The organism is Leifsonia shinshuensis, assembly GCF_014217625.1.
GTDB lineage: Bacteria > Actinomycetota > Actinomycetes > Actinomycetales > Microbacteriaceae > Leifsonia > Leifsonia shinshuensis_A.
This window is the reverse complement of the sequence record NZ_CP043641.1, coordinates 2,022,997-2,042,836: the sequence shown is the minus strand read 5'-3', so window position 1 is coordinate 2,042,836 and position 19,840 is coordinate 2,022,997. Positions and strand designations below refer to the sequence as shown.

At 63.5% G+C, this 19,840-nt stretch carries 27 protein-coding genes and 1 pseudogene; 16 read left to right on the top strand and 12 right to left on the bottom strand.

Features of this window, described 5'->3' with window-relative positions; genetic code table 11:
* Positions 1 to 163: 163 nt before the first annotated feature.
* The 3 genes and pseudogenes from F1C12_RS22700 to F1C12_RS09790 form a co-directional block, all read left to right on the top strand.
* A complete protein-coding gene (locus F1C12_RS22700; protein WP_308458006.1) occupies positions 164 to 460 on the top strand; it encodes a LacI family DNA-binding transcriptional regulator in 297 nt (98 codons plus the stop codon).
* Between the two features lie 41 nt (positions 461 to 501).
* Positions 502 to 1,257: a LacI family DNA-binding transcriptional regulator gene (locus tag F1C12_RS09795; protein ID WP_258046204.1), complete on the top strand. Its 756-nt coding sequence runs from the start codon at positions 502 to 504 to the stop codon at positions 1,255 to 1,257.
* Positions 1,258 to 1,343: 86 nt separating this feature from the next.
* Positions 1,344 to 1,991 (top strand): annotated as a pseudogene (locus F1C12_RS09790) (Gfo/Idh/MocA family protein); the annotation flags it as partial.
* 170 nt (positions 1,992 to 2,161) lie between these two features.
* Here F1C12_RS09790 and F1C12_RS09785 read toward each other — a convergent pair.
* Complete coding sequence (locus F1C12_RS09785) at positions 2,162 to 2,434, bottom strand: winged helix-turn-helix transcriptional regulator (protein WP_308458011.1); 273 nt, start codon at positions 2,432 to 2,434, stop codon at positions 2,162 to 2,164.
* A 242-nt stretch (positions 2,435 to 2,676) separates the two neighbouring features.
* Between F1C12_RS09785 and F1C12_RS09780 the strand changes: the two genes are divergently transcribed.
* From F1C12_RS09780 to F1C12_RS09770, 3 genes are all read left to right on the top strand, one after another.
* Positions 2,677 to 3,480, top strand: coding sequence for an MBL fold metallo-hydrolase (locus tag F1C12_RS09780; RefSeq protein WP_185278546.1), 804 nt, complete (start codon positions 2,677 to 2,679; stop codon positions 3,478 to 3,480).
* Positions 3,471 to 3,884, top strand: coding sequence for a nuclear transport factor 2 family protein (locus tag F1C12_RS09775; protein ID WP_185278545.1), 414 nt, complete (start codon positions 3,471 to 3,473; stop codon positions 3,882 to 3,884). The genes F1C12_RS09780 and F1C12_RS09775 overlap by 10 nt, the downstream gene beginning before the upstream one ends.
* Before the next feature lie 410 nt (positions 3,885 to 4,294).
* A complete protein-coding gene (locus F1C12_RS09770) occupies positions 4,295 to 4,747 on the top strand; it encodes a hypothetical protein (protein ID WP_185278544.1) in 453 nt (150 codons plus the stop codon).
* Between the two features lie 57 nt (positions 4,748 to 4,804).
* Here the strand turns inward: F1C12_RS09770 and F1C12_RS09765 are convergent, their stop codons facing one another.
* The 3 genes from F1C12_RS09765 to F1C12_RS09755 form a co-directional block, all read right to left on the bottom strand.
* Positions 4,805 to 5,341: an ImmA/IrrE family metallo-endopeptidase gene (locus F1C12_RS09765; RefSeq protein WP_185278543.1), complete on the bottom strand. Its 537-nt coding sequence runs from the start codon at positions 5,339 to 5,341 to the stop codon at positions 4,805 to 4,807.
* Positions 5,338 to 5,706 (bottom strand): helix-turn-helix domain-containing protein, encoded by a 369-nt coding sequence (locus tag F1C12_RS09760; protein ID WP_185278542.1) that lies wholly within the window; start codon positions 5,704 to 5,706, stop codon positions 5,338 to 5,340. Before F1C12_RS09760 ends, F1C12_RS09765 begins: the two co-directional genes overlap by 4 nt.
* 576 nt (positions 5,707 to 6,282) lie before the next feature.
* Positions 6,283 to 6,498, bottom strand: a complete 216-nt coding sequence (locus F1C12_RS09755; protein ID WP_185278541.1) for a hypothetical protein — start codon at positions 6,496 to 6,498, stop codon at positions 6,283 to 6,285.
* A 296-nt stretch (positions 6,499 to 6,794) separates the two neighbouring features.
* Here F1C12_RS09755 and F1C12_RS09750 point away from each other — a divergent pair, with 296 nt between their 5' ends.
* The 5 genes from F1C12_RS09750 to F1C12_RS09730 are packed head-to-tail and all read left to right on the top strand — an operon-like array spanning position 6,795 to position 9,785.
* Positions 6,795 to 7,016: a DUF2188 domain-containing protein gene (locus F1C12_RS09750; protein ID WP_185278540.1), complete on the top strand. Its 222-nt coding sequence runs from the start codon at positions 6,795 to 6,797 to the stop codon at positions 7,014 to 7,016.
* Between the two features lie 17 nt (positions 7,017 to 7,033).
* Positions 7,034 to 7,693 carry a hypothetical protein gene (locus F1C12_RS09745; RefSeq protein WP_185278539.1) on the top strand — a complete coding sequence of 220 codons (660 nt, stop codon included), beginning with the start codon at positions 7,034 to 7,036 and terminating at the stop codon, positions 7,691 to 7,693.
* Positions 7,694 to 7,705: 12 nt separating this feature from the next.
* Positions 7,706 to 7,975 carry a multiubiquitin domain-containing protein gene (locus F1C12_RS09740; protein WP_185278538.1) on the top strand — a complete coding sequence of 90 codons (270 nt, stop codon included), beginning with the start codon at positions 7,706 to 7,708 and terminating at the stop codon, positions 7,973 to 7,975.
* On the top strand, positions 7,972 to 8,376 hold the full coding sequence (locus tag F1C12_RS09735; protein ID WP_185278537.1) for a hypothetical protein: 405 nt from the start codon (positions 7,972 to 7,974) through the stop codon (positions 8,374 to 8,376). Before F1C12_RS09740 ends, F1C12_RS09735 begins: the two co-directional genes overlap by 4 nt.
* On the top strand, positions 8,373 to 9,785 hold the full coding sequence (locus F1C12_RS09730; protein ID WP_185278536.1) for a ThiF family adenylyltransferase: 1,413 nt from the start codon (positions 8,373 to 8,375) through the stop codon (positions 9,783 to 9,785). Before F1C12_RS09735 ends, F1C12_RS09730 begins: the two co-directional genes overlap by 4 nt.
* 306 nt (positions 9,786 to 10,091) lie before the next feature.
* Here the strand turns inward: F1C12_RS09730 and F1C12_RS09725 are convergent, their stop codons facing one another.
* The gene (locus F1C12_RS09725) at positions 10,092 to 10,655 is read right to left on the bottom strand and encodes a hypothetical protein (protein WP_185278535.1); all 564 of its coding nucleotides are present in this window, start codon (positions 10,653 to 10,655) and stop codon (positions 10,092 to 10,094) included.
* Between the two features lie 1,498 nt (positions 10,656 to 12,153).
* On the opposite strand from F1C12_RS09725, the gene F1C12_RS09720 reads away from it, so the two are divergent.
* The 5 genes from F1C12_RS09720 to F1C12_RS09700 all read left to right on the top strand — a co-directional run bounded on the left by F1C12_RS09720 (position 12,154) and on the right by F1C12_RS09700 (position 14,797).
* A complete protein-coding gene (locus F1C12_RS09720; RefSeq protein ID WP_185278534.1) occupies positions 12,154 to 12,651 on the top strand; it encodes a hypothetical protein in 498 nt (165 codons plus the stop codon).
* Between the two features lie 97 nt (positions 12,652 to 12,748).
* Positions 12,749 to 13,594, top strand: coding sequence for an HIRAN domain-containing protein (locus F1C12_RS09715; protein WP_185278533.1), 846 nt, complete (start codon positions 12,749 to 12,751; stop codon positions 13,592 to 13,594).
* 95 nt (positions 13,595 to 13,689) lie between these two features.
* Positions 13,690 to 13,959 (top strand): hypothetical protein, encoded by a 270-nt coding sequence (locus F1C12_RS09710; RefSeq protein WP_185278532.1) that lies wholly within the window; start codon positions 13,690 to 13,692, stop codon positions 13,957 to 13,959.
* Complete coding sequence (locus tag F1C12_RS09705; protein WP_185278531.1) at positions 13,959 to 14,294, top strand: hypothetical protein; 336 nt, start codon at positions 13,959 to 13,961, stop codon at positions 14,292 to 14,294. The genes F1C12_RS09710 and F1C12_RS09705 overlap by 1 nt, the downstream gene beginning before the upstream one ends.
* 98 nt (positions 14,295 to 14,392) lie before the next feature.
* Positions 14,393 to 14,797: a hypothetical protein gene (locus tag F1C12_RS09700; protein ID WP_185278530.1), complete on the top strand. Its 405-nt coding sequence runs from the start codon at positions 14,393 to 14,395 to the stop codon at positions 14,795 to 14,797.
* A 187-nt stretch (positions 14,798 to 14,984) separates the two neighbouring features.
* Here F1C12_RS09700 and F1C12_RS09695 read toward each other — a convergent pair whose 3' ends face one another.
* The 7 genes from F1C12_RS09695 to F1C12_RS09665 all read right to left on the bottom strand — a co-directional run bounded on the left by F1C12_RS09695 (position 14,985) and on the right by F1C12_RS09665 (position 19,772).
* Positions 14,985 to 15,509 carry a hypothetical protein gene (locus tag F1C12_RS09695; RefSeq protein WP_185278529.1) on the bottom strand — a complete coding sequence of 175 codons (525 nt, stop codon included), beginning with the start codon at positions 15,507 to 15,509 and terminating at the stop codon, positions 14,985 to 14,987.
* Complete coding sequence (locus tag F1C12_RS09690; RefSeq protein WP_185278528.1) at positions 15,506 to 16,075, bottom strand: hypothetical protein; 570 nt, start codon at positions 16,073 to 16,075, stop codon at positions 15,506 to 15,508. The genes F1C12_RS09695 and F1C12_RS09690 overlap by 4 nt, the downstream gene beginning before the upstream one ends.
* Entirely contained in the window at positions 16,068 to 16,463 is a 396-nt protein-coding gene (locus F1C12_RS09685; protein ID WP_185278527.1) for a hypothetical protein, read from the bottom strand. The genes F1C12_RS09690 and F1C12_RS09685 overlap by 8 nt, the downstream gene beginning before the upstream one ends.
* Positions 16,456 to 16,851 carry a hypothetical protein gene (locus tag F1C12_RS09680; protein ID WP_185278526.1) on the bottom strand — a complete coding sequence of 132 codons (396 nt, stop codon included), beginning with the start codon at positions 16,849 to 16,851 and terminating at the stop codon, positions 16,456 to 16,458. Before F1C12_RS09680 ends, F1C12_RS09685 begins: the two co-directional genes overlap by 8 nt.
* A gap of 2 nt (positions 16,852 to 16,853) precedes the next feature.
* Positions 16,854 to 17,966, bottom strand: a complete 1,113-nt coding sequence (locus tag F1C12_RS09675) for a hypothetical protein (RefSeq protein WP_185278525.1) — start codon at positions 17,964 to 17,966, stop codon at positions 16,854 to 16,856.
* Positions 17,963 to 18,835 (bottom strand): hypothetical protein, encoded by an 873-nt coding sequence (locus F1C12_RS09670; RefSeq protein ID WP_185278524.1) that lies wholly within the window; start codon positions 18,833 to 18,835, stop codon positions 17,963 to 17,965. Before F1C12_RS09670 ends, F1C12_RS09675 begins: the two co-directional genes overlap by 4 nt.
* 142 nt (positions 18,836 to 18,977) lie before the next feature.
* Positions 18,978 to 19,772 carry a FadR/GntR family transcriptional regulator gene (locus F1C12_RS09665; protein WP_185278523.1) on the bottom strand — a complete coding sequence of 265 codons (795 nt, stop codon included), beginning with the start codon at positions 19,770 to 19,772 and terminating at the stop codon, positions 18,978 to 18,980.
* Positions 19,773 to 19,840 lie beyond the last annotated feature (68 nt).

Sequence of the window (19,840 nt, the reverse complement as noted above, 5' to 3'; positions counted from 1 at the left end):
TCCGGTGCGGCGGACGCTGGCGTCGAAAGCGTCCAGCTTTCATTAGGTACTTGAAGCGCTGCTTGCGCGAGCAGGCAACCTGATCGTCGACGGGTTGCGTACACGCGGATCGGCTCACTCGGTCACAAACTGGTTACGGGGAAGCGCTTGCCCATCAAGTGGCGTGGCGAACGTGACTTCATCTTCCACCCCGACCCTGGCTGACGTCGCCGCCCGTGCCGGTGTCTCGTTGGCTACCGCGTCCTGGGCGCTACACCTGTCAGCGAGAACCGTCCTACCTGACCTCAATCAAAGGGTCCAAGATGCGGCAATCGAACTCGGATACAGCGTCAACGCGCAAGCTCAAGCAGTAGCCAGAGGTACGAACAACACCGTAGCCCTCGTAGTCGGCGACATCGCCGACCCCTACTTTGCGGCAATCGCTTCCGGGGGATCGCCGTCGCCAAAACGCAGGGACTGATCGTCACCATCGCGACACTTCCTTACGAGAACGACGAAGACGTGCTTCAGCTCGAAGCCGAAACGTTGACAGCGTTGCGCGCTCAGCGCCCTCGCGCGGTGCTATTTGCAACCAGCCGGCACTGGTCTGCGGATTGGTCGGCATTTGCCAACGTGAATCAACTGGCCGACATCGGTCCCGAACCATCTGGGCTCCGGAGCGTCGTTGTCCCCAACTATGACGGTGCCGCCGACCTAGCCTGCGCCCTCAAGGGGATCGGCTATTCCGACTTCGCGATAGTCGCAGGCCCGGCCGAGTTGTCCACGGTTCGCGACCGAGTCACCGGCTTCCAATCGGAGCTTCCCGGAGTTCCTGTCTATCACAACGCGTTCTCGCGCGATGGAGGCTACTCTGCCACCGCCAAGCTGCTGGCTAACGGGAGACTGCCCGACTGCATTTTCGCGGTCACCGATGTGATGGCGATCGGCGCGATCGCTGCGATTCGGGACGCCGGATTGACACCCGGTGCAGACGTGGCGGTTGCAGGGTTCGACGGTATTCCGCTACTTCGGGACGTCAGCCCTCAACTCACCACAGTGGCGCTGCCGCTTGATTGGATCGGCGCGTCCGCTCTCGAACTGCCCTGGCTGAAGCTGGCAATACGCCACCCACCAGCGCAGTGCAGCACCAGGTTCTCGTGCGCGAGTCGACCCCAGGTAGGGATCGCTGAACAAATCGGCGAAGCCGCGAGTTCTCCCGTAATCGCAGCCCAGGTCGCTCGGACATGGTCGCGAGAACTCACAAACTTGACCTCGTGATGCTGCGCCCTTTAGCACTGGTAAGGGCTTTCCCGTTTACGCAAACTCTAGGGGCACCAGTGTCAAAGTCGACGATCGGCATCATCATGAACGGCGTCTCCGGGCGCATAGGCTACCGGCAGCACCTGCTGCGCTCGATCCTCGCCATCCGCGAGCAGGGCGGCGTGCTGCTCTCCGACGGAACGGGCGTGCAGGTCGTCCCGCTGCTCGTCGGCCGCAACGAGGAGAAGCTCGCCGAGGTGGCCGCACGCCACGGCATCGCCGACTACACCACCGACCTCGACGCCGCCCTGGCCGACGACCGCTGGCAGATCTACGCCGACTTCCTGGTGACCAAGGCGCGGAGCGCGGCGATCCGGAAGGCCATCGCGGCGGGCAAGGCCATCTACACCGAGAAGCCCACGGCCGAGTCCTTCGAGGAGGCCCTGGAGCTCGCCCGGCTGGCCGAGGAGGCCGGCATCAAGAACGGTGTCGTGCACGACAAGCTCTACCTCCCCGGTCTCCGCAAGCTGCGGCGCCTGATCGGCTCCGGTTTCTTCGGCCGCATCCTCTCGGTGCGCGGCGAGTTCGGCTACTGGGTGTTCGAGGGCGACTGGCAGGCCGCCCAGCGCCCGAGCTGGAACTACCGGGCCGAGGACGGCGGCGGGATCGTCGTCGACATGTTCCCGCACTGGAGCTACGTGCTCGAGACCCTGCTCGGCCGCGTGGAGTCCGTCTACGCGGACGCGGCGTCGATCGACCCCTGGCATTCCCATCCGGTGACCCAGGCTGAGATTCCGGTGTCCAGTCGCCCGCCTTCGACGATGCCGTCGCTCGGCGGGCTCTCGCGAATGACTGCATCGAAACGCCAGAAGGCCGCTATGTGGGCGGCCGAATCGCAGCCGACTCTGCGCCTCGATGTGATCTAGACCTTGTCGTAATTTCCGTTCGACGCTTCTATATCGTCGAGGTGTTCGATCGACCAAAGCTCGAGTGCCCGAAGCGGTTCTCGCAAAGTGAGACCTGCGGCCGTGAGCGCATACTCGACTCGCACTGGCACTTCTGGGTACACAGTTCGGCTTACAAGACCGTCTCGCTCGAGAGCTCGAAGAGTTTGGGTCAGCATCTTCTGCGAGATTCCCTCAACGTGACGGCGAACGTCCGAAAAGCGGCGGGTTTCGGTTCCGAGCGCTCCCACGACAAGCACCGTCCAGCGATCTCCAATGCGATCGAGAATTCGACGAGTTGGGCAGCCCGCCAGGTAGGGGTTGCCTCGAAGATCCTTGGTTCCCAAAAAGTGCCTTCTTCCGACAAGAGGATTGGTCTCTTATCGTAACTCTGTCGCACCGATTCAGTAATCGTGGGTGTACTTGGCGCTTGAGCAAGGACCGCGCCACGGGGAACGGAGGCGACGTGGGATAGATACATAGGAGGCTCCACGTGAGTGAATTGACATATACGATCCTCGACTTCGCGGATTCGTCCCTGAACAAGACCAGCGTCTTCATCGCGGGGGAGCGTGAGGCTGTGATCGTCGACGCGGCTTTCACACTCGCGGACGCTCACCGAATCGTGGCGGCAGCGCTCGACTCCGGCAAAACCCCGACGGCGGTTCTGATCACAGCCGGTGACCCCGACTTCTATTTCGGCGCGGAAGTGATCGTTGACGCGTTCCCGGGGATCCGCGTCCTTGCCCCGCAGGATGTTATCGAGCACATCAACCACAGTTTCGAGGCCAAGCTGCAGGCATGGGCCCATCTGGGCGCCAATCTGCCGACGCGACTCGTCGAGATCGAGCCGTTCGAAGGTACCTTCGACCTCGAAGGGCACAGCCTCGAGCTCCGCCGTATCGCAGACGAGCTCGGGGACCGTGGCTGGCATGTCTGGGACCCGGAGTCTCGCTCGACAGTCGGCGGTATCCTTCTCTTCGACGGCCTCCATGTCTGGACCGCCGACACCGCGACGACAGAGTCCCGTGAGGCTTGGCTGAACGCCCTCGATGCTTTCGCGTCGCTGTATCCACAATTCGTCGCGGCCGGCCACCGCAAAGCAGGATCGTCGACTGACGACGCCGCCATTCGGCACACGAGCGAATATCTCCGGAACTTTGAGAAGACTATCGCTGAATCCAAGGACGCAGCCTCGGCTGAGCAGTCACTCCTCGGGCAGTACCCGGATGCAGGGCTCGCCATCGCGGTGAACCTGGGCACGAAGGTTGCGAAGGGAGAACTCTCATGGGGCTGATCTATGCAACGGGTGATGCACCCGCCGATGTCGTCCGCCGTCAGTACATCGCGTCAGCGAGCGGCGACCTCGAGGCGCTCCGCGCCACTCTGGCACCTGATGTCGAATGGAAGGAGATGGCTGGGTTCCCCCTCGCCGGAACCTACCGCACCCCCCAAGGAGTGACTGACAATGTGATGCAGATCCTCGGCCGCGACTGGGACGGTTGGACTGCGCACGACGACACCTACGTCGTGGACGGCGAGAACGTGGTAGTGCTGGCACGGTACACCGCCACCAATAAGGCCACGCAGAAAGCACTCGACGTCCGTGTAGCCCACCACTTCGTCGTGCGTGGCGGCGTCATCGTACGATTCGAGCAGTTCGTCGATACAGCACTGGTAAGAGACGCAGGACGCGCGTGAGCGATGCCGGAGCGGTCGGAGGCCATTGACCGCTCCGGCGTGAATTCGCCTCGGCGGGGCCGTCGCGATCGCTGAAACCGAAATGCAATAGATCGGCGATTTCCTCACTCTTGAGGAGACCGACAACGTCTTAAGTCTGGATCTTCTCGTCTCCGCGCAACACTGGTTGACGGTCGCGCGGATGGTCATCACCTAGCGGCGGTTGTTCACTTGTTGTCGGGTAGAACGCCGTCAGGCTCAATCGGTCGGATGTCCGTCACATATGTGGTCGTCCCCCGGGTGAAGGCAACAGCGGTGTTCTCGCTCAACGACTGGATGTCGAACAACGCTCGCTCCCCAACTTAAGACGAACCACTCGCAGCAGACGCACCGCCCGACGTGCGCCCGCGAAGGTTTCCGATTTCTGCGCCTTGGAGGCCGGCGCCGAATATGAGAGCAAGGAGCCGCGCGGCGTTGTTCTCGGCGATCGTTGCCGGCAGGGCCCGCGTCCAAACCCGGAGTTAGGTCTGTTCAGCTTCGGTGTACGGGGAGACGCGTTCGGATTTGCCGAGCGCGCGTTCCTGGGCGGCGTCGCGGAGATCAGGTACGAGGACTTCGCTGAGGCGGCGCAGCCGGGACGGCATGGTTCGTTTCCCGGCGCGCGTGTAATGGCGGAGCCCGAGCATCACGAACTGGTCGATCGTGTACGGGTCGAATGTGACATCGCGGTCGAGGGGCAGCCCTGCTTGTGTGTGCATCCATACGGCCAGTGGCGTGACGACGGCCTATGGTTGTCGATCCGTGTACGCGGTGAGGTCGGACGCATCGGCGATGACGCCTGTTACGAATGGGCGCAGCTGAGCCAGAAGTTCGGGTCGAGTTGAGGCACGCACGGTTCCATGCGCCGAAGTTGATCCCCACGTCGCTTGGAAGGCGACCGGTCAGCGGCGTCGTTTCCTGGATCGATTGACCAGCATTCGGGCGCCTGACGCGTTCATCCTCCAGGCGGCGGCGTGGACGCTGATCCCGTAGTCGCGGGCGACGACGGCGTCGGGCGTGTTCCGCCATGCGAGTTTCAGAGCGGCGTTGTAGGGGAGGACGAGTTCACCGGCGAGGAACGTCGCTTCGTCTTCTTGGTCGCCGATGGTTGTCCGGCACCCTTGTTCGTCGACGATCGCTGCCGGGAATTCGTGTTCGAGGACCACGTGGGACATTTCGTGGCTTGTGGTGAGTTTGCGGCGTCCTGGCGGTTCGGAGTCGTTGTCGATGATGATGGTGCCTGTCCCGGTTGGTACGAGTGCTCCGGAGATGGCGTCCTTGGGTGCTGTCGCCGGCAGGAGGACGCTGGTGGCCACGACTTCGATGCCGTACAGCTTTGCCAGTTCGTATGGGTCGAACGGGTCCATCAGGTCTAGGTTCAGTTCTTCCCGAACTTCGAGCGCTAGGGCTTTCGCCCGGGTCTTGAAACCACGGATCATCCGTTTGCTGCGGCCCGCGCTCGTCTCACGGTGGCGGAGATAACTTCTTCGATGTAAGCGACGTCTGCGTCGTTCAAGTCTTTCCGGGCTCGCAAAAGGGGCGCCAGTTGGACGACGAGTTCCGGCTCTTCGCGATCGGCGTCTTCGTCGCGATCGGTGAAGAACTGGCTGGCGTCAACTCGCAAATAGTCCACTAACTTGGCGAAGCTGTCTGCGTCTGGTTTGTATCCGTTCGCCATTCTGGAGAACAGCGACGGTCCAACGCCGGTGTCTTTTGCGAGTGTGCGCCATGATTTGTCTTCGGTTCTGCGGGCGGCGTCGAGTGCCGAGTACAGTCCGCGTACGTCGATGCGTGTCGTTTTCATGCTGTCTGCTCTGGTTTCTTCATCTGCTGGTGACGTGATGGTTTCGATGACCGGATTTACTGGATGGCTTCTTAGGCAGCTAATCGGCAGGTTTTATTAGTTATTTGGTTGTTTCAATTCTGCAACAGTATCCCGGTTTGATGGCAGAGGCGATGCTGCGAATTTTGTCAGCGCCAATGTTGGCGTCCTTATCGATCTTCATGTCGCGCGATGATGCGACCTTTTACTGATGCTCTGTTACGCGCGCTTATGCGCGGGATAAACGGCGTTGAGCGCATCCTGGAACCCGGGCACGCTTGCCTCGACGATGTCGGTTGCGATCGCGCGGACGGTCAATGTGGCAAAGTCGCCGAGGTGTCGGTGAACTATCGAGTAGACCGTCAAATGCACTATGCCCGGGCGGTCCTCCGCTTCTTCGAGTCCCACCAAGTCGTGTGGTTCAGGGGTCATTGTTGTGCTCTCCCTCAACCCGACGTGGACTACCTCACCTGCCGTGACGGAGATTCGTGCGACGAGTGACGAGTGTGTGGGGCGATTGCGGTAGTCCTTGATCTCGTTGAGTGATATGCGGAGTGCTCACCAATCTGCCCATGCGTTCATCTGTGGCAATTCCGCCAGCCGGATTACTTTCCCTCCGAAGGTCGTGGCTGGTTTGAGTGAAAGCTTGGTGAGGAGTTCTCCGAGAAGTTGGTCGAGGCCAGCGCTCGCCGCGGTGTAGAGGCCGATGTGCTCGTATATCCGTCTTTGATCTTCGCGGATCTTGTCTATCGACACGGTGGTGCTGGTGATCATGCTTTCACTGTGGCATCGCCGCGGGCTCATTGGCGAAATTCGGCTCGCTGTCCGCACGCTGTGTTCAGGCGTCGACGGGTGAGAACGAGGGCGCGCTCGTGGACTCTCCCGGCGGGCGCGCATCTACTCCACTGATCGCAATCGCGGGCCGGCCGACCGCGACACGCGCCAACGTGTTGCAGAAGTCAAACAATGACGCTAGTCTCGTACATATGTTGCAGAAGTGGAACGCTGATGCATCTAGCGTACGCATCACGCGACGCTCGACACGGGGAGATCCCCAAAAGGAGAAGATCATGGCACGCAAGCGTTTCGACGTCGTCCAGAACGGCGCACAGTGGCGAGTCACCCACGACGGGCGGACCCTGTCCAACCATCTGACGAAGCCGCCCGCGATCGCCGCCGGCGTCGCCGTCGCGAGTGCGAACCAGCCGAGCCAGCTGCTCATCCACAGGCAGGACGGCACCATCGAGGACGAGCGCACGTACGGGAACGACCCGTTCCCTCCGCGCGGCTGAACCGGACGGCGATCGACATGGGCGAGATGCTCGACAGGACGTTGCAGGTCCTCGCAGTGCTGGTACCGATCGTCGCGCTGATCCAGGCGCGCCGCACGCCGGGCCGTCGATACGCCGAACGGGCGCGCATCTCGTTGGAACTCGCCGCCGGGCTCGAGGCCGCCGGGAAAGGTGAACCACCGACATGGCAGGCAACGGACCGGAACGAGTCGGTGGCGCGGCTGCGCGACGACGCCCGGTTCAACGCCGCCCGTTACCTTCACGCGGGCACGTCGCTCGGGCTGCGAGCTCCGCTGATCATGACGGCATCGTTCTACACGGTCGCGTTCGGATGGATGGGGGTGAGCGACCTCGTCGGCACACCGACACGGTCGGATGTGTGGGCAGGCACTGTCCTCCTCGGCCTCAGCGGAGCCGCATTCATCACCTTCCTCATCGGCCTGCGCCGTCGCTACCTGGAGCACTCCGCACGCCGTGCAGCGGGACTGCCGGTGACGACAACGGTGTCGGAGATGCGAGACGCCGCCCGGATCATCCGAAACCGGCTGGTGATCGCCCAGCATCGACGACGCCCACAAGCCGAAACCAAGCCGCTGCTGACCGTCCGGCCTGCAGCACCTCAGAAAGCATCAGGTCGGCCCCGCCGCCGCCAGCGCGATACCGCAACCGCCTCATGAAAGGGGTACGAAATGACAACCACCGAGTCGATCGACGAGTTCGCGAAGGCGAAAAGCGTCGACGTGCTGTTCAACAAGCAGCAGATCGTTCTGCAGCAGCGTAAGTACACCGGTCTCGAACTGAAAGAAGCGGCGATCCGTCAGGGTGTCGCGATCCAGCTGACCTTCGTCCTGTTCGAGCTGAAACACAACGGACGCCGGACCCCGATCGGGGATCACGACACCGTCCAGGTCAACAAGGAATCCGAGTTCGCCGCGATGGACAACGACGACAACTCATGACGATCAACGCAGACGTCGCCCACGCGGTCGACGAGCTCCGCGCAACGTTCCCGGACGCCACCGTGTCAGTGGATGAGACCGGGGACGGCGGCGTCTGGGTGCTGGTCGACTCGATCCCGGTCGGAAATGCGTTCACCGTCCAGCACAGCTGGGTTCGGTTCAGGATCCCGTTCACCTACCCGGAAGCGGACATCTACCCCTTGTTCGTCCGCCCGGATCTGCGCCGCAACGACGGCGCCGAACTCCGGCCGGAGAACGGATTCCAGCAGCCGATCATGTGCGGGCCTCAAGGGGACATCGCATCAACCCAGCTGTCCCGGATCACCCGAAACGTCCGCAGCGAATGGAACAGCGCAGCAGGGAAGCTCCTGAAAGTGCAGCAATGGCTGGAGACACAATGAGCTGGACCGTCACCATCACCGGAGAACACTGGGAGCAGCTTCACGGCCACCTGTTCCCCGGCGACAACGACGAACACGGCGCCGTTCTCCGCTGTGGTCTCGCCGGCACCCGGCTGCTCGTCCGCGAAGTCATCCCCGCGATCGACAGCCGCGACTACGTCTCCGGGACACGCTCCTACCGGCAGTTGAAAGCTGACTTCGTGACCGAGCAGGCGTTACGGTTCGCAGACGACCATTCCATCTACCTCGCCGTTCACAATCACGGCGGCCGAGACCGGGTCGGCTTCTCCGACACCGACATGGCATCTCATGAACGCAGCTACCCGGCGATCCTGCAATTGACCGGCGCGCCCGCTGTCGGCGCGCTCGTATTCGCCGATAACGCTGTCGCCGGGGACATCTGGACCACCGATGGGAGACGTCACCCGATCGAGAAGCTGACCGTCACCGGGCCGGACCGACGCGAGCTTCGACCACAGCCGGAAGAGTCGATCGCAGCTGCACAGGCATATCACCGGCAGGCGCTGATGTTCGGAGACGCTGGCCAGGACATCCTCCGCCGGCAGAGGATCGCGATCATCGGTCTCGGCGGGGCGGGGTCGCTGATCAACGAAATGGTTGCCCGGCTCGGGGTCGGCAACCTGCTGCTGGTGGACCCGGACCGACTCGAGACCAGCAATCTCTCCCGCATCGTCGGTGCACGAAGGTTCGACGCGCACCCGTGGCTGACCGACTCACGCCGGCCCGGCTGGGTACGCCGAATTGGTGAACGGCTGGCGACCCCGAAAGTCCGCGTCGCGAAGCGGGTGGCGAAGCAGGCAGCGCGGGGCGCCCAAGTCGACACTGTGCTGGGGAGCGTCGAAGACCCCGGAGTGTGGAAGCAGCTCCTGGAATGTAACCACATCTTCCTCGCCGCGGACTCGCACACCGCCCGGCTGATCGTGAACGCGATCGCTCACCAGTATTTGATCCCGGTGACCCAGATCGGAGCGAAAGCGAGCATTGACCGTGGGAAGGGCGACGTGAACGCGGTTTTCAGCGTCATCCGGCTAGTCGAACCGGGAGCGACCTGCTTGCGCTGCAACGGGTTGATCACGCCGTCGAAACTCACGGAGGAAGCCACACCCGCAGCCGAACGAAAACGGCAACGCTACGTCGACGACGAAGACGTCCACGCGCCGAGTGTGATCAGCTTGAATGCCGTCGCGGCAAGCATCGCCGTCAACGAGTGGCTGCTACGAACAGTCGGGCTGGCAAAACGGAGCATCATCCCCGACTGGGTCACCGTTGACGCCCTGAACGGCGAGTACGACCTTGACGGGACACGGAAGGACCGGGACTGCCCGTGGTGCGGACCGGCGCGGTTCGGCCGTGGCGATACGGTTACCCTGCCGGTGAAGATCCGCTGACACTCCTTAGATGCCGCACGAGCGGCGACATAGCGAGTGATCAGATTATCGATCCCGCCAGGTCTCTCTGGTCGCGCGGGCGTATGGCGGCGCACCGCTGAAATCTGGCGTCAGGAGTCGCACCCGCGGGGACGCCGGCCGATGATCATCAGACCGCTAGAGCCGTCCGCGCCAGGAGGACAAGTGGAGTCCGAATGCTCACAATGCTTCCGCCGACGGAACAATTGTGAGTCGGTCGTTGACCTCCGCCGCGAGCTTGACGACAGCGGTCGCGAGTTCATTGCTGAAAATCAGGCGTCTGAGAGCCTATTCGCGCTGCTCGGCGGTCATCGCAGCAACCTCAACGAGATCCGGCTCGCCGACCACCTCGTACCACCAGGTCTCCAATGCGACCGCCGCGGCGGACAGGATCTCCTCCGGTGACGCATCCTCACCGCTGAGGTGGAGCTCGCATGTTACGCCGGGCGCCGACGGATGGCTCAGCACTACGGAGGCGTCGTCGAAGGTGTACCCGACGCTGGGTGCCGTAACGACAACCCCGGCCGGGAGGTACTCGCGAACGAACGAGCCGACACGCTTCGCCAGCGAGTCGAAGTCGATGTGCGGGTCGATGACGTTGATCAGCTGGTTGACGAAGTCCTCGAAGTCGTCGACCTCCGGCAGGGCGTCGAACTTCTCGGAAAAAGCCTCCCGCAGCAGCTTCGACTGGCGGAGGGCGGCGAACATGTGGACATCGCGTCGCTGGACGCCCCACTGCTCGCAGTACGTGGTTGCGTGGTCAGCCGCGTCGGTGTCGTGCTCCCAGGTGGTTTCGCTCGCGGTACGGATTTCGTCGGCGTGGGCGAGGAGGAGGTCGAAGGTGGAGGTCATGGTGTCTCTCGGGTTAGGGGTGGTCACTGTTTGCACGTGAACCTTTGCGAGCTTGGCCGAGCCGGTTGGGTGCTCAGATCGCGAGCTGGCGGTGGGCATTGCGCGTGAGGTGATTTCTGCTGACGTTTTCTGTCGTTCGACGGTGATGGGTAGCTGTCGTGTCCATCGGGTTCCTCCGGTGTGTGGGTGGGCGGCGGCGGTCGAGAAGGTAGATGCGGCAACCCTCACCGTGACTGTGTGCGGGGGCACGCGTGAAACCGTGGGTAGCCGCCGAATCGCAGACGTCACAGGCGACTGTGATCCACGAGCGGTTCATTCGAGGCTGTGAACGCATCCAAACGGTTGATGCGGTGGGTAGCCGCTCTCCCCACCCCTGAGCGGCGGTTGGCCGGGCGAGGAACGGGCGGGTCATGGTCATGGTGGCGCTCACTTCCTGTCGAGCGACTAGATGCGGCGGTCGACTGGGTGGGCAGCGATTGGATCATCTGCCCGGTGACAGCGACGACGGCGGAATGAAGCTTGGAGGCTAGCGACCCGCGATCCTGTAGTCCTGCGTGGGCTGGCTAACCCCATCCCGTGGCCATCGCTCAGGCTGGGCCCGCTGACAATCTCGGCGTGGGCGTCGATATCGCCCACCAACACCGGCGTCAGCTCGTCACGCCACGCGGTCGTCGAAGCGGACGGCACGATCGCGGACGTGCCGAAGACGTCGCGCGTCGCGCGGGGTTGGCGAGCCGTCTCCTGGTGGCGGCTGCGGCGTTCTGCCAGCTTTGGGGTCCCGGAGGCGTCGAGCGCTGCTGGGGACGGGCTTGCTGGCGCTGTGGGCGCTGTTGGCTGCGCAGAATGGGCGAGGCGGCGCCTGCGAGGCAGCGGCCTTCTGTGGGCGGTGAGCCTGCGTCTGGGGACGGTGGCGGTCTTCGGCGGGCCGGATCGACGCTTGCCCGGTGGGCGCACTGTGAGGCTGGATTCGTCTTTCGCGTCCCACGGTCGGAAGTAGTGTCGCAGGGTGCGGTGAGACGGGCTGCATCCCAGCGCCTGAAACGGGAGTGGGGGTGGCGGAGGTCGATTGTCTTATGGTTTTCGCCAGATTGGCCCCTATAGGGCTATTGGAGGGTATATATTTCCGGCCCCGGCCCCTTTATATATACTGATTCTTTCTTTTAAGTGATCTATTAAAGATTAAGGTAAGTACAGTAGGGGTTTTGGGGGAGAAAGCCCTGGTCTTTTGGGGTTTTTGTTTGTCTTATCCTGGCTTTGACACCGGATTTCCCTGGGACAGGACCCCGTTTTTGATCGCCGCCGGGGCCACGTCCAGACCCATTAGGTAGCTTTGGTCAACAATTACAATAGCGCAATCTTTGCATATGCGCAGCGATTTTCCCTATCGCAACCTTGATCGACGCCTAGGCCGGTGACGCGCTCGGTTCACCTGAATTCACCGATTGGGGCATAATCGACTTGTCGGTTCACGTGAATTTACCGATCGAGGAGAATACTGATGCTCAAAACAGCCCCGGCGTTGGTGGTTGACGTGCTATCTGCGTTGATTGTCGGTCGGAAGATTCGAGACAGACTGCCTTCCGCTACGGAATTGGAGGGTGCGACCGCAGCAAGTCGCGGGACGGTTGTGGCCGCCTTGGAGCAGTTGCGTCAGCAAGGTTTCGCCGTGAAGGACGAGAACGGGCGTGGGCACGCGATCGTTGTGCCCGCGCGCGTTCGCAACAGCCAACTGTTAGAGCAGGTCAATGAGCTCGCGGAGTTCGCGACGGCGCTTGGGGTCACGTTCCATGATGTGACCGCATTGCTTGCGAGCAGGATGGTCGTCAGCGGGGAGCGGGCAACGGATCGGCGGGGACAGCTCGCGTTGATCACAGAGACCACTGACAGGTTTCGCGACCTGGACCCGCGTGGCCAGAGGAGGACGCTCCCGCCGGCGGCAGCGCCCGAAGGTAACACGATTCGTGAGGAGCTCGAGGATCTCCACCCGGGCGGTTGAGCGTCCATGATCCCGTTGCAGCGGACGGGGCGCCGCAGGTGGATGAACGAGCCCGCTCGACGGCGGAAGGGCGCAAGCTGTCTGCCACAATTCCCGCATGGGCTTACTAGATAAGTTTCGACGGAAGGACGTCGCGGGGCCACCGCCTCGGTCAGCCGTCACCTTCACCACGTCGGCAGGCGCCGTCGGCCTGGAGAAGATCGCCTGCACCACAACGGTCGCGAAGGACTCGGCGAACGCGCTCGAAACCAGGATGGGTTTGGGTGAGAACGGGTACCTCGAGGTCGCCGCGACGCTGCAACGAGAACCGCAGAACCCAGCCGACCCGTATGCAGTGACGGTGAACGTCCACGGCGATCGCATCGGGTACGTGCCGTCTTACGTCGCGGTGACCCTGGACCTCTCCGAACATGCTGCAGTTGTCGCGCCCGTCCAGTTGTTCACTGCGATTACGCCGAAGGGTCTGCGTGTGGAGGGCTGGGTGTGGCTCGGTGGCGGCACGCCGCGATGGGAGTTCTCGTCGTCGCGCAGGCCGCCGATGACTCCGGATGAGAAGCGGAAAGCGGCGGCGCGGGGAACCGACGCGATGATCGCCGCTGCGGTTGCCGGCGGAGGTGCTCGAGCCGCACAGTTCCAGAACGCGAGCGTGAACGGCATCCACTACTTGCAGACCGTGGAGCCCATCAAGCAGCTGAAACGGGAGGGCCGGCTTGAGGAGGCGTTGCAGCTCTGCTATCTGGCGATCGAGGGGGCGGAACGGGATCGCAACGGCCGCGAACCGGCCCCGTGGTACACCGAGCAGGCGGCGATCATACTTCGGAAGCTCGGCCGCCGGGACGAAGAGATCGCAGTGTTGAAACGCTGGTTGGCCGCGTGTTCACCTGACCGCCGGGCGGGCACCGTTTCGGAACGGTTGGCGAAGCTTCAGGGGCTGAAACCCTAACGAGTTCAGCTCACATGGCGGAGGTCGTGGTGTTGCTTCCCCGCGTCGGAGACCTATCATTTACTCGAACATATGTTCGAGTAATGGAGGTAGTCATGAGCCTTGCCCACGCACCTGAGATCGTGTCGGTATGGACCGACGGCGACCGGCCGGCACGGCTCGTGTGGCGTGGAATTCGGTATCTTGTCACCGATGATCCGGAGCCACTCGTACAGGACGTCGTCCATGATGCGCTGACTCATCCAGGTACGCGCGTTGTCGGGTGGAGGTTCCAGGCGACGAGCGTCGTCGATGGTGACGCGCGCGTCTTCGATGTGCACCAGGTGGCCGGTACCCGCTGGCAGCTCACTGCTGTCTTCGTCTGATGGGGACCAACCATCGCTACGACGTCTACTCCCAGAAGCTCGCATCGGAGGCCACGAGTCGGGATCGTCGTCCCAGCCCGGTCAGCCTTCCGGAGGAACTAGTTCGGGCGACGGGCCGCCGCACGGACGAGAAACCGGGAGTTCCCGTCCGGGCGCTGGTCCCCATCCGCGTCGCCTACAACGACGTCGTCGAGATTGACGCGGAGGTGATCGCGTGGACACCTGGCGGAGCGGTTCTTGTGCGTTTCACCCCACCGGGGGAGCGGTTCGCCGAGCACGTGTGGCTGTGGGCGAATGCCGTGCGGCGGAAGGGCTATGACGGCCCAACTCCGTAACGATTTTCGCCGCGGTGACGGCTTGGTTCGAACTGTGCCTCCGATGCCACAGCGACTGAGAGTGGAGGGCTGCTCGTCCTTGCCGCATCTACTCGGACATGACCGAGCTCACTAGCGATCGCGAAGATTTCGACGGCACGAATGGCCGGGCGAAGCCAGTTTCAACTGACGAAGTCCTGTGGGTCATCGACTGGATCGAAGCGAACCTGCCACTTGAAACCACCTACGACGTCGACCGTCACGACGACAGCGCAAAACATGACGGCGGCTGGTACGTCGGAGGTCTGTTCAGGAACGGCGTCGAAGTCGTCGACGTCGTCGAAATCCCTGGATGGGAACGAGCGCGCAGAGCAATTGAACGGCTTGCGGGTTCATCTCTCGAGAACATTCCTCAGAACCCGCAGGGCGGGTACCGCCACGGGCCGTGGACCACATGGTTCATCCGAGTGCACGACATCTGCGCGAGGCGACCCGTGATCGAAGCGGAGCGAGACGCGCGCTGACTTTCGAGCCCGATTACATTCAGAGCCGCCCTCTTGCCAGATCAACTGCCCTATGACACACGTCGGCGGAGAGTACGACCGAAAGGAACCGTCGGCTGGAGGTGTCTGACGAGGCGCGGTGTAGCACCGACCTTCGGTGCGGCCCTCTTCGCGATTGGCGCCGCGGCCAGAACGGTGGTGCCGAGTTCTAGGGCGTGTCTTCGACGTCTGTGACGCGTCGGATCTCGACCAAAAACGTGGTAGTCCTGCGAGTCCAGAGCGCGTCGGGTCGCAGCGGCTCCACGTCGAACACCGCGGGCCGCCCTACTTCCAGCCGGATCACTCGTAGAAGCCGCAAGGTTTCGCCGTCGCGCCGCAGCGTCGACGCGGGAGCGACCTCCGGGTCTTCTTGATCATCTCGTCCGCGGACCCGCTGCAGCGTCCAGTCGATCGTGTCGATGACGTACCGGGATCCCGCCTCGGTGACGACTTCCAGCACCTGCCCGAGCCATTCTTCGGGAGCAACCTTCGTTGGCTGAGTCGTCCGCAGTACGGCGGCGACATGTGCCGTCGCGGCGCCGGCATCGGCTGCCTTCCCTTTCACCTCGGCGATGTGCTGCCGCATCGCTTCTGGTGGCAGCGTGAACGCCGCTGTGGCTTCGTCGTTGTCAGCGGCGGGGACAAGTGCCTCCCGGAGCCTCTGCTCGAGCTCCTCGTCGCGTTCATCGGTCATGAGTAGCCTCGGTTCTGATCTCTCCACGCCCACGCGGCTCTTCCGGCGGCGTTGACAACCCGTGCCTCTTCTCCGTCGCGGAGCAGCTCCCACGGCGCACGATCATCCGCCCATTCCGCTGGGATCGTCAGCCACCGCCAGTGCAACTTCGCGTCGTCGATCCCGTCGGCGAGCTCACCGAGGACGCTCCGCAACCCCGGCAGCAGCTGCCCGTCGACAACTTGGAACGCCGGGTACTTCGCTTCGGTGATGATCCGCAGAACAGTCCGGTCCTCTTCGAAGCCGCGAAGCGTCTCCGGGCCGATCACGAGACGCTCGAGGAGTTCCGCCTCGGTGAGGAGAGGGCCAAGGAACGGCTCTTCCGTGGACAGTTCAGGTTCCGGGACGCCGACCTCGATCGCGCTGATCGGTTTCAACTCCGTGCTCCCGTGCTCAAGGTCGTCGTCGAGGATCGTGACGGTCCCAGTGTGGAAGTCGAACACGAATGCCATGTTCACCCCGGTGGTCACACGCCATACGCCGTCGTCGGTGAGGGTCAGTTGGAGTCGGACGCCGTGCTCAGCCATCCTGAGTCTCCTCGTCGGTGGGAATGCATTTGGGGTCGCGGGTGCGGCCGGTAGGTGTGGGTGCGTCGTCAGTGCGGCCGGTCTCGGAGATTGCCGGTTCGATGCGTTTGACCTCGGACGACCACTGCCACACCTCATCCGGGTCGGTATAGCCGCCGGGGGTGTTGCGGACCCACCATTGGCCTCGCTCGCCAACGCGGAGGTTGATGATCCCGCGCAGCGACTGCAACGAATCGGACGGAGCAGCCACCGGGCGGCGCTCGCCTCCGACTCTCTCGACGGTGTTCTCGATCAGGTTGAACAGGTACTTGCTCTCGCTGCTCGTGGTGACAAGCCAGCACCCGACTGCATCATCGGTGAGTTCAAGCCGCGGCTCCCGGTCAGGCATCGGCCGACTGCCCGTTTCGGTGGTTGGAGGTCGCTGGTGCCTCCGCGCTCGGTGCCGGGGATGCGTGCCCAGCTGTGGTCTCGATGATCGACACGATTGCCGTCGTTCGTTGCCAGTACCAGTCGACATCGGGGTCGTTCGAGTGCATTGTCCAGAAGCCGGGCTCGCCGACAGTGCAGGACTCGACGGTCCGTATCCGGCGAACCCCGTCGTTGACGCTCGGGCTCGCACCGGGCGCCGGAATGCGGGTCACCGTGTAGTCAGCCCGATTAAAGAGGTACCGGGTCCCCGAACTCGTCGTGACGAGGTAGCAGCCGGGCTGATCCGGAAGTCTCAGGAAGCTGTTCCCCGGCTGGACGTTCGCCTCCGAGGTCTCCTTCAATGCCATAGTCAACCGCCCATCTCACCGGTGTGCGGTCGGCGACGCGCGTCCGCTTCGCGCCGGTCCGCTTCCGCCTGGCTGATGGAGTAGTCGACAGGTGTGGTGAGCTCCGCGTGACCCCAGTCGGCGAAGTCGGCGGCGGTGAACTTCGTCCAACCGTACGTCCGCCGATAGTAGAGCTCATCGACCCGCACCCAGCTGTCGGGTTGCTCACGTGGGTTTGCGTGGGTGAAGACGCTGCCGATCGGAAGGGCAGCCAGGAACGCGGGGACGTCCATCGTTTCCTTCCGGGTCTTCTCATTCGTCGGAGTTGAGTCCGGGAAGACGATGTGCCAGCCGCGCCGTTGGAGAGCGTCGCAGCCACCGCATCTGCCGACACGGTCGGAGCCGGCGGGAATGCGGCGCCCGCAATCGCGGCACGTTGCCGCTGTACGCGCGCCGAGGCTCTTCGCGATCGCCCGCCACCGGGACTCGTCGGTGGGAGATGAAAGCGCCGCAACGAGGTGCGATTCGGCACTCTCAAACGTCAGGTCGCCGGCGACGACGCCGATGCCGGCGAAATCAACCAAAGCGGTCAGAGCGGGGTCCGCCCACCCCTCCGGAACCCCCTCCACGTTCTTCCCGAATTCGACCGCGATCGTCACCAACGCCGCCGTCGCCGACCCTGCAATCGGGAGCCGGGGCGGGAACGTCATCTCCGACAGAGGAACACCGCGAACAGTCCGGTACGAGCGGTACAGGTGCCAGTCCACATCGCACAACGACATCAGTGTGTGCACCTGCAACGGGCGGCCTGGGCGGCCGCAGAGTTCGCAGAAAGAGTTCGCGAGACTGCTCGCATTCACCCGGGTGACATAGTCGGGCCCGTGCTTCGGGAGGTGGGTGCCACCAAATGTTCGAAGACGTAGAGCCCCGCCTCGGCTTTCGAATCGCAACGCTGCACCAGGACGGATGCTCAGCTGCTCGACAGCGAGAGCCAACACGGCCGGCGCCCACCCCGGAAAGCACAGCGCCTCAACACCCATCGCCTGCAACGCCTCCGCCGCGAGCTCGCACTCCGGCAACACATTCAGGTGCGGCCACCGGTAGACGCGCGACGTACGCGAAATCTGGCCCGTCATGAGATGGCACCATCAGGGGGTTCAGGTTCCCACGGCTCGTCAGCCGGGATCACATCCCAGCCAAGCGACTGCACCCACAAGCAGCCGGCGCAGATACCCGCCCGGTCAGTCCTGCCGTCGGGGATCGGTCGGCTGCAATGCTGGCACCGCGCTCGCGAATTCACGACCAGCCGCTCACTGAGAGCTTCAACCTCGGCAGGGAACGCACCCTCGAGCGGAACCAACGAGACGGCATCGCCGCGCACCCACAAACGGAAACGAGTCGTCGGCGCAACGTCGTTGAGGTCCCGCAGAGTCGAAGCGACCAGGCGAGACCACCCGATTGGGATTGCTGGCAACGATGCGTTAGCGGAAAGGAAGCGGTGCGCTTCCGCGGCTTGGTCGTCGATGAGGGGGAGGCGTGGCGGGAAGGGGAGTGCGATTGAACCGGTGTCACGCAGGTACCGGCACGCGTCGCACCAGACTCCGACAGGTTCAACGTGTCGCCGCCCGGGTCGGCCGCAGGTTTCGCAGGTGGAGCTTGCGCTGCTTTCAATGACTTCGCGCAAGGCGCGAGCAGTGATGTCGAGGAAGCTAAGATCGGTGCCGCCGGAAACCGTGTAGCGGAGAGTGCCGAACTTTTGCTTCAAAGTAAGACGGGCGCCCGGACGTGCGGCGGACACGACAGAGGCTACGGCCAAGCCGACCTCCGACCAGCCGATCCAGAACTCCGGCTCGATTCCGAGGCGGCGGAGTTGGACGGCGGCGGAGGCTGCTGAGGTGGTGGGCGTGAGGCGGGGCCAAGGAAAGCCGTTCACCGAGCCTCCTACTTTGGTGTGAAGTAACACCAGGATATCGGTATGTGTGCGAGCGCGGAAGACCTGATCCATGCTGTGACTTTCCGGTCTTGCGGAAGCCGCGGCCTGAGTGCGGCTTCCGCTCTCAGGCGATGTGATCCATCGCCAGTACAGGTGCTCGGCTGGGATCCCGACCGGGCACCTCTCTTAGGGGCTTGCACAACGCGGATGAGGTTCAGGCGAGTGGACGCTCCGCGGCCGAGTGGCGGACTGCGGGAAGCGTGGCGACGAGGACATCGGCGGCGCTGGTCTCGTCGAGGGCCTCGCGGCGAGTCTCGTCGAGGTAGCTGACGTGGCGCTGGAACGCCGCCTGGGCGCTTTCGGGGTCGCTTGCCGCGATCGCCTGATAGATCGCATCGTGCTGGTCGGTAACCGCGGCGCGGTCGAGGAACTCGACGAACACCGAGTTGGTCGCCGGCCGCGCCAGGTGGACCGACGTCATCGCGAGCTCCAGGATCTTGTTCTTCGCCGCCTTCGTCACGGCGGTGTGGAACTCGAGGTCGAGATCCAGCCAGTCCGCCATGTCCATCGTGAAGTCGCGGGAGGCTTCGACCGGTCGGCGGATCGCCTCGAGGTCGGCGTCGGTACGCCGTCGAGCCGCCAGGTCGACACAGTGCATCTCGAGCACCCAGCGTGCTTCGTCGACGTCGTGGACGGAGACGTTGCCGGCGCGGTACCAGAGCTGGATCGCGTCGCTGAGCTGCTCTGCGACCTCCTCTGCGTCGGGGATGGCGACGAATGTCCCGCCGTTGCTTCCCCGGGCCGAGACCACCATCCCGGTCGCGGACAGGAGTTTGAGTCCCTCGCGCGCGGTCGCGCGGGCGACGTCGAAGGTCTCGGCGAGCTCCTGCTCGGTGGGCAGTCGCTCGCCGGGCTGCCAGACGCCCTGCGAGATCGCATTCCGCAGCTGTCGGGCGATCTGGCCCGACGCATCCTTTCGGCCCAACTGCTCCGGCTCGAACCCCGTCATGACGGCCCCCTCTCGGACTCAATGGAAACACACTCTTTACAAAGTACAAACACCAAGGTAATAATTCG